The 13,259-nt window shown below is 67.9% G+C and carries 9 protein-coding genes; 6 read left to right on the top strand and 3 right to left on the bottom strand.

Annotated features, from left to right (window positions below; all coding sequences use genetic code 11):
- The first annotated feature begins 196 nt into the window (after positions 1–196).
- Positions 197–2,623, top strand: coding sequence for a PEP/pyruvate-binding domain-containing protein (locus tag LK10_RS11815; RefSeq protein ID WP_043123924.1), 2,427 nt, complete (start codon positions 197–199; stop codon positions 2,621–2,623).
- Positions 2,620–3,819, top strand: a complete 1,200-nt coding sequence (gene lhgO / locus LK10_RS11820) for an L-2-hydroxyglutarate oxidase (protein WP_043123927.1) — start codon at positions 2,620–2,622, stop codon at positions 3,817–3,819. Before LK10_RS11815 ends, lhgO begins: the two co-directional genes overlap by 4 nt.
- Positions 3,820–4,047: 228 nt before the next feature.
- Here lhgO and LK10_RS11825 read toward each other — a convergent pair whose 3' ends face one another.
- Positions 4,048–6,672, bottom strand: coding sequence for an ATP-dependent Clp protease ATP-binding subunit (locus tag LK10_RS11825; protein WP_052207255.1), 2,625 nt, complete (start codon positions 6,670–6,672; stop codon positions 4,048–4,050).
- Between the two features lie 107 nt (positions 6,673–6,779).
- Between LK10_RS11825 and poxB the strand changes: the two genes are divergently transcribed.
- From poxB to LK10_RS11840, 3 genes are all read left to right on the top strand, one after another.
- Entirely contained in the window at positions 6,780–8,504 is a 1,725-nt protein-coding gene (gene poxB, locus LK10_RS11830; RefSeq protein ID WP_043123930.1) for a ubiquinone-dependent pyruvate dehydrogenase, read from the top strand.
- Positions 8,505–8,938: 434 nt separating this feature from the next.
- Positions 8,939–9,667: a glycosyltransferase gene (locus tag LK10_RS11835; protein ID WP_197061922.1), complete on the top strand. Its 729-nt coding sequence runs from the start codon at positions 8,939–8,941 to the stop codon at positions 9,665–9,667.
- Positions 9,668–9,674: 7 nt separating this feature from the next.
- Positions 9,675–10,688, top strand: a complete 1,014-nt coding sequence (locus LK10_RS11840) for an acyltransferase family protein (protein ID WP_043123932.1) — start codon at positions 9,675–9,677, stop codon at positions 10,686–10,688.
- A 3-nt stretch (positions 10,689–10,691) separates the two neighbouring features.
- Here the strand turns inward: LK10_RS11840 and LK10_RS11845 are convergent, their stop codons facing one another.
- Positions 10,692–11,036, bottom strand: a complete 345-nt coding sequence (locus LK10_RS11845) for a winged helix-turn-helix transcriptional regulator (RefSeq protein ID WP_052207275.1) — start codon at positions 11,034–11,036, stop codon at positions 10,692–10,694.
- Positions 11,037–11,158: 122 nt separating this feature from the next.
- On the opposite strand from LK10_RS11845, the gene LK10_RS11850 reads away from it, so the two are divergent.
- Complete coding sequence (locus tag LK10_RS11850; protein ID WP_043123934.1) at positions 11,159–11,770, top strand: NAD(P)-dependent oxidoreductase; 612 nt, start codon at positions 11,159–11,161, stop codon at positions 11,768–11,770.
- Between the two features lie 34 nt (positions 11,771–11,804).
- On the opposite strand, the gene LK10_RS11855 is transcribed toward LK10_RS11850, so the two are convergent.
- The gene (locus LK10_RS11855; protein WP_156144147.1) at positions 11,805–13,226 is read right to left on the bottom strand and encodes an alkaline phosphatase family protein; all 1,422 of its coding nucleotides are present in this window, start codon (positions 13,224–13,226) and stop codon (positions 11,805–11,807) included.
- Positions 13,227–13,259 lie beyond the last annotated feature (33 nt).

Here is a 13,259-nt window from a genome sequence, read left to right on the forward strand (position 1 = left end):
CCGTCGGGAGGTGACGCTTGGACGGGTGGGCACCGTCGGGAGGTGACGCTTGGACGGGTGGGCACCGTCGGGAGGTGACGCTTGGACGGGTGGGCACCGTCGGGAGGTGACGCTTGGACGGGTGGGCACCGTCGGGAGGTGACGCTTGGACGGGTGGGCACCGTCGGGAGGTGACCCTTGGATGTAGCGTGGGGCCATGGACGACGGCGCCCCCTCCCCGAGCCTGACGCTGCCCCTCGGATCGCTGCGCACCACCGACCTGCCGCGGGCCGGAGGAAAGGGAACGAACCTCGGCGAGCTTCTTTCGGCCGGTCTTCCAGTCCCGCCTGGCTTCGTCGTGACGACGGCGGCCTACCAGGCTCAGGCGGAGGCCGCGGGCGTCGTGCCCGAGAGGGCTGCAAAGGATCCCGCCGCGGCCCGTGCGGCGCTTGAGGGCGAATCGCTCGACCCGGCTCTCCGCGACGCCATCTCGTTGGCGCTCGCCACGCTCGGGCCTGCGGGGACGCGCGTGGCCGTCCGCTCGAGCGCCAACGCCGAGGACCTCCCCGGCGCGGCTTTCGCGGGCCAGCAGGACACCTTCCTCGACGTCGAAGGTGACGAGGCAGTCGTGGACGCGGTCCGTCGCTGCTGGGCATCGCTGTGGACCGACCGCGCCGTCCAGTACCGCGAGCGGCAGGGGATCGCTCCGGCGGACGTGGCGATCGCCGTCGTCGTTCAGCGCATGGTCGACGCCGAAGCCGCCGGAGTGCTCTTCACCGCCAATCCCCTCACCGGTCGCCGGTCAGAACTCGTCGTGGATGCGGCACGCGGACTCGGCGAGGCGGTGGTCTCGGGCCAGGTGACGCCCGAACACCTCGTCCTGAACCGCGACGGCGAGATCCGCACGCGGGTGCCAGGTCAGGACGGGCAGCCCGTGCTGCCCGAGGACTCGGCCAAGGAGCTCGCGGCGCTCGCCGTCCGTGCGGAACAGCACTTCGGCACCCCGCAGGATATTGAATGGGCGATGGCCGGCGGGCGGATCATGCTGCTCCAGGCGCGCCCGATGACGGCGCTTCCGCTCGAGCCTCCCACGCTCGACGGGGTCCAGCGCGTCGTCGCCCCGTTCTTCCTCGAGATGTTCACGGTGCGCCCGTATCCACTGGACATCACAGGCTGGCTCGGTCCCGGCATCCTCCGCATGCTCGATCTCATGGCGGGCAGCGTCGGTGTGCGGTTCCCGCCGCTCGCGGAGCTCCTTCGCGAGCGTGACGGCGTGGCGCTGCAGCTCGTTCCGCCCCAACCACGCCCGACCCTCAGCACAATCGGCGCACCGCTCGCCCTGATCCGACGGGTTCGGCGGTACCGGTCTGAGCGCTGGGCCGAAGACCCGATGGTCCGGGACTTCGCCAGGGCGGTCGAGGAACTCGACGCCGAGGATCCCTCGAGCCTGACCTGGCGCGAGCTCCTCGACCGAGTGAACAGCTGCAACGAGGCGATGGTCTCGGTCGGCCTGCTCCGCGCGGCCTATCTGCCCGGCGCACTCCTACCGCTCGCCCCGCTGCGGGCCCTCCTCGCCGTCATTGGGCTCGGCCGGCTTGCCTCGGCACTCGTCGCCGGCGCTCCGACGAGCACCCGTGCCGGCAACGATGCGCTCGAGGCGCTCGCCGCCGTCGTACGCGGCGACCCGACGCTCGCGGACGCGGCCCGGGACCTCAAGCCGAATGAACTCCTCGAGGCGATCCGCACGCGTCCCGAGTTCGCGGGCTTCAACGCCCAGTTGACCGCGTTCCTTGCCGAGTACGGGCACCGGGAGTCGGTGAGCGTCGTCATCGCGACGGCCCCGTCCTGGCGGGACGACCCGACGCCGGTCGCGGCCCTCATTCAATCCCTCGCCCAGACGCCACCCCCCGAGCCCGCGGCGCCGGGGGAGGAGGCCCTCCGTGAACTCCTCGCGCACCCCCTCATGCGAGGCCCCGCAGCCCGCTTGGCGAAGGAGCTCGTCGAAGCCTCGCAGCGCGGGTTCGCCTTCCGGGAGGACACTCACGCCCTCGCGACCAAGGTCATGCCTCCCCTGCGCGCCACGTTCCTCGAGCTGGGGCGCCGGCTGTCCGATGTCGGAGCACTCGCCGCACCTGAGGACGTCTTCCACCTCCGGCTCGAGGAACTCCGGGCACTGCCGGAACCGCAGGCGACGGACGACGGCGACCGGTCCCGTGTGCGCGAACTCGCCGCGCGCCGCGCCGCGCTTCGGCGAGAATACGCGCATGTGCCGCTGCTCGATCTGGCGGCCGTCCTTCCCTGCGGGGCCGGGCAGGGCAGTGCAGGCGCACTTCTGACGGGCACCGCCGCGAGTGGTGGGGTCGCGGAGGGGCCGGTTCGGATCATTCATGGGCCAGCGGAGTTCGGCGAGCTGCGTTCGGGCGATGTGCTTGTGTGCCCGAACACGAACCCGTCCTGGACGCCGCTGTTCGCGCGGGCGGCTGCCATCGTCGTCGACACTGGCGGGCTTGGCTCACACGCGGCGATCGTCGCGCGAGAGTACGGGGTGCCAGCGGTCATGGGAACGGGACGGGGAACATCTGTGCTCACGGACGGGCAGCGGGTTCGGGTGGACGGAAGCAGAGGAAGGGTGGAAGCCGCATGACGGAACGCATCGGGGTGGTCGGGGGCGGCATCGTCGGCATGGCGATCGCAAGGGCGCTCGCGCTCACAGGCGAGGCCGACGTCGTCGTCCTCGAGAAGGAGCGCCGGGTAGCGGCGCACCAGACGGGGCACAACTCCGGCGTCGTGCACGCGGGCCTGTACTACCAGCCCGGCTCGCTCAAAGCCGTGCTGTGCGCGCGCGGCCGCTCGCTGACTCGCGAGTACTGCCAGGACCGTGGGCTCCCGTACCGGGAGGTGGGCAAGCTCGTCGTCGCCGTGACGCCGGAGGAGGTGCCGCGGCTCGACGACATCGAGCGCCGAGCCCGCGCCAACGGCGTGCCCGACCTCGCTCGGATCGGATCCGAGCGGATGCGGGAGATCGAGCCGCATGTCGCGGGAGTGGCCGCCGTGCATTCGCCGCACACCGCCGTCGTCGACTACGCCGCAATCACCGAGGCGATGGCCGACGACGTCCGCCGCTCGGGCGGCCAGGTCCTCCTGGGCACCGAGGTCACCGGAGTTCGGGCGGGGGAGCGCACGACGGCGGTCGCCACCACCGCGGGGAGCCACACCTTCGATCGCCTCGTCGTGTGCGCGGGGCTGCAGTCCGATCTTCTGGCGCGCATGGTCGGAGCCTCCCCGTCACCCCGGATCCTGCCCTTCCGCGGCGAGTACTGGACGCTTGCGCCGTCCCGCACAGACCTTGTGCAGGGGATGATCTACCCCGTGCCGGACCCGCGCTTCCCGTTCCTCGGGGTTCACTTCACGCGCGGCGTGTACGACGACGTGCATGTGGGCCCCAACGCCGTGCCAGCTTTGGCGCGCGAGGGCTACGGGTGGGGCGACGTGTCGGCGCGGGACACCTTCGGCTCCCTCGCGTGGCCAGGGGCGCCCGCGCTGTTCCGCCAGCACTGGCGGATGGGAGTTCGGGAAATCTCCGCGTCGCTGCTCAAGCCTCTGTACTTCCGGCAGGCTCGCGCGTTCGTGCCCGAGCTTCGGCCCTCGGATCTGGCGGAGAAAGCCGGCGCCGGGGTCCGCGCACAGGCGTGGGCGGCCGACGGCGCACTCGTCGACGACTTCGCCGTGGACCAGGTCGGTTCCGTGACGCTCCTGCGCAACGCGCCCTCGCCCGCCGCGACGTCGTCGATGGCGATCGCCGAGTACGTGCTGCGCGAGCACCTCGGCCTCCCCGTTTGATGGTCACCTTCCGCGGGTGCGTAGAGGCGGAAGGTGGCTCTTGGATGGAGCCCACTGTCGTTAGGTGACCAACGGACGACGACGGCGCCGCGCCCTTCTCGCCGCCCTTCCATCCATTGGTCACCTTCTGCGGGTGTGCGCTCGTTCAGACGTCACCTCCCGCGGGTTGAACCCGCGGAAGGTGACGTCTGGATGGTGGGGCACCGTCGGGAGGTGACCCTTGGATGGCTAGGCGGCGGGGGCCAGCTCCTCCGCACGGACGGCGAGCTCGCCGCCGTCGGAGCCATGCTCGACCGTGACGGCGACCCGTCCGCCGTCGCCGACCGCGCCCGCTACGAGGAGGTCCGCCACGCGGTCCTCGAGCTCGCGCTGGATCACGCGGCGCAGGGGCCGCGCCCCGAACTCGGGCTCGTAGCCGCGCCCGGCGATCCAATCGACGGCGGCCTCATCGACGTCGAGCTCGATGCCCTGCGCCGCGAGCCGCGCCTCGGTCCCGCGGAGCTGGAGCCGCACGATCTCGTGCAGCTGCTCACGCGTGAGCTTCCGGAACAGCACGATCTCGTCGATGCGGTTGAGGAACTCTGGCCGCATCGTCTCGCGCAGGCGGCCCATGATCCGCGCCCGCAGCTCACTGTCCGAAGGCCCGCCGTCGGCCCCGCCCGGAGCGAAGCCGAGCGAAGCGCCGCGGGTCGCGAGGAACTCGGAGCCCAGGTTCGAGGTCATGATCACCACGGTGTTGCGGAAGTCCACGGTGTGGCCTTGGCCATCGGTGAGCCGCCCGTCGTCGAGCACCTGCAGGAGCAGGTTGAACACGTCGGGGTGCGCCTTCTCGACCTCGTCGAGCAGCACCACGGAGTACGGGTGACGCCGCACGCGCTCGGTGAGCTGCCCGGCCTCGGAGTAGCCGACGTACCCGGGAGGGGCACCGACGAGCCGGCTGACCGTGTGGCGCTCGCCGAACTCGCTCATATCGAAGCGCACCATCGCGGACTCGTCGCCGAACAACGACGCCGCGAGGGCCTTCGCGAGCTCAGTCTTGCCCACGCCCGTCGGGCCGAGGAACAGGAAGCTGCCCACCGGGCGACCGACGTCGCCGAGGCCGGTCCGGTTGCGCCGCACGGCCTTCGCGATCGCGGTCACGGCGTCATCCTGCCCCACGACGCGCCCATGGAGCTCGTCCTCGAGGCGCGCGAGCCGCTCGCGCTCGCCTTCCGTGACGCGCGCCGCCGGAATGCCCGTGGCGCGGGCGACGACGGCGGCAATGTCCGGCTCGTCAACCACGGCGTCCGCTTGGGGCGCCTGAGATTCGGCGGCGTCCGCAATCTTGAGCGCGACCGCCTCGATCGCGTCGCGAAGCCGCGACGCCTCCTCGTAGTCCTCGCTGGCCACCGCGGCAGCCTTCTGCTCTTCGAGGCGAGCCGCCTCGGCGTTCAGCGCCTCGAGGTCGTTCCGCGGTCCGCGCGCGAGGCTCTTCCGGGCACCGGCCTGGTCGATGAGGTCGATCGCTTTGTCGGGCAGGTACCGATCCGTGATGTACCGGTGGGAGAGTTCGACGGCGGAGCGGATCGCGGCATCCGTGTAGGTGATCCCGTGGTGCTCCTCGTACCGGGACTTGAGCCCGTCGAGGATCGCGACGGCGTCCTCGACGTTCGGCTCGCCGACAGTCACGGGCTGGAACCGGCGCTCGAGGGCCGGATCCTTCTCGATCTTGCGGTACTCGTCGAGCGTGGTCGCACCGACGAGGTGCAGCTCGCCCCGGGCAAGCCGTGGCTTGAGGATGTTGCTCGCGTCCATGCCGCCCTCGCCGCCACCGCCCGCGCCGACGACCGTGTGCAGCTCGTCGACGAACGCGATGACATTCCCGTCGGCCGCGATCTCGTCCATGGTCTTCGTGAGGCGCTCCTCGAAGTCGCCCCGGTACCGGGTGCCCGCAAGCATGGCCGGGAGGTCGAGCGAGATGACGGTCTTGCCGTGCAGCTGCGCCGGGACGTCTCCGGACGCGACGGCCTGGGCGAGGCCCTCGACGATCGCGGTCTTGCCGACGCCAGCTTCGCCGATGAGGACGGGGTTGTTCTTCGTGCGCCGAGCGAGGATCTCAATGGCCTGCTCGATCTCGGAGGCGCGACCGATCACGGGATCGAGGCGCCCCTCGCGGGCGAGTGCCGTCAGATCGGTCCCGAACTTGCCGAGCATGCTCTCCTTGCCGCGCCCGCCCCGGCCTTGGCCGCGAGCGCCCGGCGCATCGGTCCGGGCGCGCCGGGCGCGCTGACCCGCAGCGGGGGCTGCGTCGTCGTCCGCGGGCTCCGGCTCCGCCCCGCCGTCGCCGGCTTGGAACGACTGCGGAGTGATCCCGTGAGCCGCGAGGATTTGGCCCGCGGGAGCGTCCGAGGCGAGGACGAGCGCAAGGAAGAGGTGTTCGGGGTCGATGTAGGTCGAGCCGAGCGAGCGGGCGACCTTGTAGGCGTCGAGCAGTGCGTGCTGCGCGGATTGGGTGAGCTGCGGCATCGCGCCGTCCTCGTCGCCTGTGGAAGCTCCCTCAGGGAGCCGCTGCTCGGTCGCGGTGACGATATCTTCAGCGTGAATGTCGGCTGCGGCACCGGCGAAGTCGATCATGCCCGCGACGGACTCCGTCTCGGCGAGGGCGCGCAGGAGGTGCAGCGCGTCGACTTCGCGGTGCCCATGTTCGAGCGCGTAACGTCCAGCGGCGCTCAGGACCTGCTGACTTCCGCGGCTCAAGAGCCGTGTGAGGTCGAGGGGACGACCAGTCCGGCGCGACCCCTGGCCCTGCAGGTAGCGGGCAAGGAAGTCGTCGAACGAACCGTTGCCAGCAGTCGGGCCGAAAAAGATAGGCAAACTATCCTCCAGAAAGTTGAGTGACTGTCACTCAAGTCTAACGCTGTGGCGAACGAGATATTCCCGAGAGCTATCCCCGGGCCACAGACCCGGGCTAGCGTGACGGAATGACGACCATCGCGCAGAACATCGTCGATACCCTCGCCGCCAACGGAATCCGCCGCGTCTACGGCCTGCCCGGAGACTCGCTCAACGGCTTCACCGACGCCCTCCGCGGGACGCCGAGCATTGAATGGGTCCACGTCCGCCACGAGGAGGCCGGCGCCTTCGCCGCCGCCGCCGACGCCGCCCTCACAGGGGAGGTCGCCGTGTGTGCCGGCTCCGCTGGCCCGGGAAACCTCCACCTCATCAACGGCCTCTACGACGCGAACCGTTCGCGAGTACCGGTCCTCGCCATCGCCGCCCACATCCCAAGCGGTGAGATCGGGTCAAATTATTTCCAGGAGACGCACCCGCAGGAAGTGTTCCGCGAGTGCAGCGTCTACGCCGAGCAGGTCACCGACCCCGCCCAGATGCCGCGGATTCTCGAGATCGCGCTGCGCACAGCCATCGAGAAGCGCGGCGTCGCCGTCGTCGTCCTCTCGGGCGACGTCGGGCTCACCCAGGTCGAATCGGAGCGCATCGCCCTGGTGCGCCGCACGACGCCGCATGTCGTCCCGAGCGACGACGAGCTCCGCGAGGCCGCGGGGATCCTCAACCTGGCCGGGAAGGTGACGATCCTCGCCGGGGCGGGGGTGGAGGGCGCGCATGACGAGGTGATCGCGCTCGCCGACGCACTCGGTGCGCCGATCGTGCACGCACTGCGGGGCAAGGAGTTCATCGAGTACGACAACCCGTTCGACGTCGGCATGACCGGCCTGCTGGGGTTCAGCTCCGGCTACCGGGCGATGGAGACGTGCGATGCGTTGCTCATGCTGGGGACCGATTTTCCGTACCAGCAGTTCTATCCGGACCACGCCAAGATCATCCAGGTCGACCTGCGCGGCGACCAGCTCGGACGGCGCACCAAGCTCGATCTCGGGCTCGTCGGCGACGTCAAGGACACCGCGACCGCCCTCCTGCCACTGCTCAAGCGCAAGCACCGGCGCACGCACCTCGAGGCGTCGCTCAAGCACTACGCGAAGGCACGCGCGAAGCTCGACGACCTCGCCACGCCCACCAAGAAGGGGCAGGCGCTGCACCCGCAGTACATCACGCGGGTCATCGATCAGCTCGCCGCCGACGACGCGGTCTTCACTGCCGACGTCGGCACGCCCGTCATCTGGGCGGCGCGCTACCTCACCATGAACGGACGACGGCGGTTGGTCGGCTCATTCACGCATGGCTCCATGGCAAACGCCCTCCCTCATGCGATGGGTGCGCAGGCCGCCTACCCGGGGCGGCAGGTCGTGGCGCTTGCGGGAGATGGCGGTCTCTCGATGCTCATGGGCGAGCTCCTCACGATCGTGCAGAACAAGCTCCCCGTCAAGCTCGTGGTGTTCAACAACGCCTCGCTCAACTTCATTGAGCTCGAGATGAAGTCCGTCGGCTTCGTGAATTTCGGGACGGGACTGGACAACCCGAACTTTGCCGGGGTGGCCGAGGCGCTCGGGATCAAGGGGGTAAGGGTCAACGACTCGTCCGAGCTCGAGCAGGGGCTCAAGGAGGCGTTCGAGCACGATGGGCCGGCGCTGGTCGACGTCGCCACCATCCGCCAGGAGCTCGCCATGCCGCCCACGATCACTGCACAGCAGGCCGGGGGCTTCACGCTTTACGCGCTCCGGACCGTGCTCTCGGGCCGTGGGGACGAGGTGCTCGACCTCGCCAAGACGAACTGGCGGCGGGTCTTCTAGCTCCTCTTGCCAACCCCGATCGGTCTCGGTGCCCGAACACCGAGACCGATCGGCGTCTCCACGTACTCCGCTTCCCCTCTGGTCGACTAGAGCAGTTGGCGGGGTACCGGTGGAGGATACGTATGGGTTTGCAGGCTCGCATCAAGTTGGCACGCGCCGAGCGCCAACGACGCCGAATGCGCGAGGGCCGTCAACCTCCAAGCCTCGAGGTACTCCCGCTGAGCGGCGCTCCTTCCATCTACTACCTTTCGCCTCACTCCGAACGGCCGACTGGGGGCATTCGGGTGATCTACAGGCACGTCGACCTTCTCAATGCGCTCGGAATGAGCGCCGCAGTATTGCATTCTGAGGGCTATGCCCGGATGACGTGGTTCGAGCATGAAACGCGGATCGAGACGCCGAGGAGCATACGTCTAAAACGCGATGATTTGCTGGTGGTTCCGGAGTACTACGGTCCGGGACTGGACTCGCTGCCGAAGGGCGTCGGCAAGATCATCTTCAACCAAGGCGCTCACCATACGTTCGACAGACTCGACTTCGAGGCGACCGCGCCTGGGGCGCCCTACCGAGACTTGCCGGATCTGCGAGGGATTCTGACCGTGTCCGAAGATTCACGGCGTCTTCTCTCGCTCGCGTTCCCGGATCTCTCAATTTCGATGGTCCGCAACGTTGTCGACCAGAAGATTTTCCACGCTGGTGCCCAAGAGCGAAAGCGCCAGATAGCCTTCGTGCCCAGCCGGCGCTTCGAGGAATTCGAGCAACTGCGCCATGTGCTTCGCTCGCGTGGGCTGGGCTGGGAGCTCATGCCTATACGTGGGCTTGCGGAAGTCGAAGTCGCCCGAGTCCTTCGCGAGTCCGCCATCTTCCTGAGCCTGAGCGACAGGGACGGCTTTGGACTACCAGCGGCCGAGGCGATGGCGTGCGGCTGCTACGTGGTCGGCTACACGGGCGGGGGAGGAGACGAGTTCTTTGATCCGGCGTTCTCAGCACCGGTTTCCGGATTCGTCGAACTCCTCGAGAATCTCATCAGGGCCACCGAGCAGCCTCTCGAGGTGCTTGCGGATCGCGGCCTTCAAGCTTCTGCCGCAATCCTCTCTCGGTATACCGCGGAGGGGTTGAGGGGCGACTTGATGGAGTTCTACGGCCAGCACCTTGGGAGCTGATCGCGCCATGGCCTATGTTCCGGCCTTGGACGGGCTGCGTGCGGTCGCGGTCACGCTGGTTCTCATGGCCCATATCATCGGGGACGACTGGCACGGCGGAATGCTCGGAGTTGACATCTTTTTTGTGCTCTCGGGATTCCTCATCACGCGAATCCTGCTGCGGAGCCTCGAAGCAACCGACACTATCCGGCTTGGCCGGTTCTACCTTCGCCGACTCGTGCGCCTGTATCCCGCATTGCTCGCCAGCTTGGCAATTTTCGCTGTCCCGGGACTGATGTTCGCCCCGCTTGCACGATATTTCGTGCTGGAGAACGTGTTTGCGCTCAGTTACACGACACCGTTCTTCATGGAGGCGGGCTGGAATGTATCGAAGGCATGGAGTCACACGTGGTCGCTGGGTGTCGAGGAATTGTTTTATCTTGCTTGGCCAGCGGCATTGCTCATTTGGCGAAACACGCTCTTGTGGTCAAAGGCCCCCGCCGTTCTTGCTGCGATTGCGGGAGCGATGCTGACCGTGAACGTCGTCGTCGATTCGCTCGATTACCGCGCCTCGTGGTTCCTCCGGGCGGGTGGTCTTCTGCTCGGTTGCGCTCTCGCGATTGCCCAGAATCGAGGGTCTCTCCTTCGCGTGCCCGTGCAGGGAGCCATCTGTGGGACCGCTCTCCTGATCGCGGGGTTTGGGTGGGCGTCCTCGTCGCCGACGAACGAGGTTGGGGGCCCGGCCCTGCTCGGCGCATTCGGTGCAGTATTGTTCATCGGCCATGTGGGCTCGGCGGAGTCGGGCCCACTGGTAGGCCTGCTGGGCTGCGCGCCGCTGGTCTTCCTCGGCACGATTAGCTACGAGTTGTATCTCGTGCACTACCCCTTGGTGATCATCGTCGAGTGGGCCTTCGGTTGGGATGCTCCGTTGCCGTGGCTGGCAGGAGTCTCGGTCGTCCTTGTTTCCGTTCTGCTCGCTGCCCTCGTGCATAGGGTTCTGGCTCGGAGCGTTGAGAATTGGAAGGCCCGATTTGCTTCCTGAGGCCTAGTCCGTCGCAGCGTCGAAGGCGTCCCGCGCCGCGAGGATCTTGTCGGCGTGGCTCTCGGCCCATTCCCGGACGGCGTTGAGGGGGTCGAGGAGGCTTTCGCCGAGCGGAGTCAGGCGGTACTCGACCCTCACGGGCACCTCCGCGAAGACCTTGCGGAGCACGAGTCCGTCGCGTTCAAGGGCGCGGAGCGTCTGGGTCAGGACCTTGGGCGTGATGCCGCCGACCGCGACGCGTAGTTCGCTGAAGCGAAGTGGCCCGTCCTTGAGAGCCTGGACGATGAGAGGGGTCCACTTGTCGCCGATCCGCTGGAGCACGACGCGTGAGGGGCACGCGGGATCCATGACGTCGAACGGGATGCTTTCCACCGGGTAACCATAACACTTTGAAGTACTTGGTATCTTTTGGATACTCTGACGGACACCAGCATCGAAATGGTGCACAACGGGATCGACAGGGAGCTTTCATGAAGATTGCCGTCTACGGGGCCACCGGCATGGTCGGGAGCCAGATTGTTGCCGAGGCAGGGCGCCGTGGTCACGAGGTGACCGCTCTCAGCCGGAAGGGCGCCACAGTGGAGGGCGCCGCCGTCGTCCGCGCCGCTGACCTGGCCGACCTCGAAACGTACCGTTCCGTGGCCGAGGCGAATGACGCCGTCGTGCTCGCGACGTCTCCTGACCGCGCCGGCGGCTCCCGCGAGCCCTATCTCCAGGCACACCGCGCGATCGCGGAAGTCCCGACCGATGCACGCCTCTACCTCGTGGGCGGTTTTGGGAGCCTGCAGGGCCCGGATGGGGCTCGGATCAAGGACCTCCCGGACTTCCCTGCGGAGTACAAGGCCGAATCGGACACGGTCTTCCGGGCGTATGAGGCGCTGCGTGATTCGTCCGCCGGTCTCAACGTCACCGTCCACGCACCGGCCGCGGTCATCCAGCCGGGCGAGCGCACCGGGAAGTACACGACGGCCGTAGGCGTCCCTGCTGGGGACTTCATCTCCGCCCAGGACTACGCCGTCGCCGCGGTCGACGAGCTCGAGAAACCCCAGTTCCAGGGGAAGATCTTCACGGCTGCGAACTAATGCCGAGAACTAGCCCGCCTGAGCTAGCGCGTCGCTAGTATGTCGTCGCATTCGGCAGGATGAGCGGCGGCGAGGGCTTCTGGCTGAAGTCGAAGTCGTTCGCGAGGTTCCCCAAGAGCGGATTGTCCTCGCGCACGTCGGGGCGGGGATCTGGGCGGCCGTCGGTCGCTGGGTCGAGGCGCTGGCCGTGGAGGAAATCGTCTTCGATGAACTTCACGTACGCGTCTTGGCTCAGCGTCTGATGATCGATGTATCCCTTTTTGGCATACGGGCTGATGACGATGCCTGGGACGCGGAGCCCGTAGCCGTTCTGATCGACGACGGGAGGTGCCACGTGGTCGTAGAACCCGCCCCAGTCGTCCCACGAGACGAAGATCGCGGTGCTGTTCCAGTCCGGGCCTGACATGATCGAGTTGATGAGTCCGGTCACGTAGGCCTGCCCCGAGCTGACGAGCGCCGGCGGGTGCTCGCTCACGGCGCTCGTCGGGTCGATCCAGCTCACCGAGGGGAGCGTGCCGCTCTTAGCGGCCGAATAGAAGTTGGTCAGCGACTGGATGTTCCCGAGCTGACCGTCCTGCTTGACGGTATCGAAGTACGGGAGCGGGTTCCAGATGCCCGGCGTCTTCGCGTTCTGCTTGACCGGCGCGCAGGTCATGGCTGAGTCGTTCTCGCAGTCCGGCTCGGTTCCGTTGAACACGTAGTAGCCCCACGAGACCTTCTGCTGGTAGAGGAGGTAGGTGAGGTCCGTCCAGGCGTAGTCGGGTGCTGGCCTTGGTGGGGCTGTCTTCTTGCCGAAGTCGGGTGGGAGCTGGGGGCCCTGAGGTGCGTTGGTGCAGGACTCGGCATCGCCGGGGATGCTGCACTTGGCGGACCACTCGGAGACCATGTAGAGGTGCGAGGGCAGGCTCCATGAGGCATCGGACTGGAACAGGTGGTCCTGGAGCGTGAAGTCCTTCGCGTACGTCCAGTAGTTCGGGATGTCACGGGCGTCGTGGTAGCCCATGACGTCGGTGCCCTTCGTCCCGGTGCAGTTGGGATCGTTGGCCGCGCAGTTCGACGACGCGTGCTCGGCCTGCGCGATGAACCCGTTCATCTGGCCGCCGTTGACGTCCGCCTTCGCGTTGGACTGGCTGTGCGGACCGCCGGCGTTGCGGTCCGCCGGATCGTAGTACGGGCGGACACATGCGTGCTTCTCTGGGTCAGGGACGCATACGGTCGGGACGCCGTTCTGCATCGGAATGCCATCGGCTCCCGGGAAGGTGCCGAAGTAGCTGTCGAACGAGCGGTTCTCCTGCATGATGATCACTACGTGCTTGATCTTGGAGATGCCTGCAGGCGTAGCACTTTGGGCAGGGCGCCCGACGGCGCTGCAGGCGGCGGCGATGAGAAGGACGACGACGGCGAGTGCGGCACTGACTGCGAACCAGCGGCGCATTGCCACAGCCTGCTCCTCCATCACTCGCATCCGAGGGGGCACCTGCCGATGAGG

It is taken from the genome of Sinomonas humi (genome assembly GCF_000802235.1).
Classification (GTDB): domain Bacteria; phylum Actinomycetota; class Actinomycetes; order Actinomycetales; family Micrococcaceae; genus Sinomonas; species Sinomonas humi.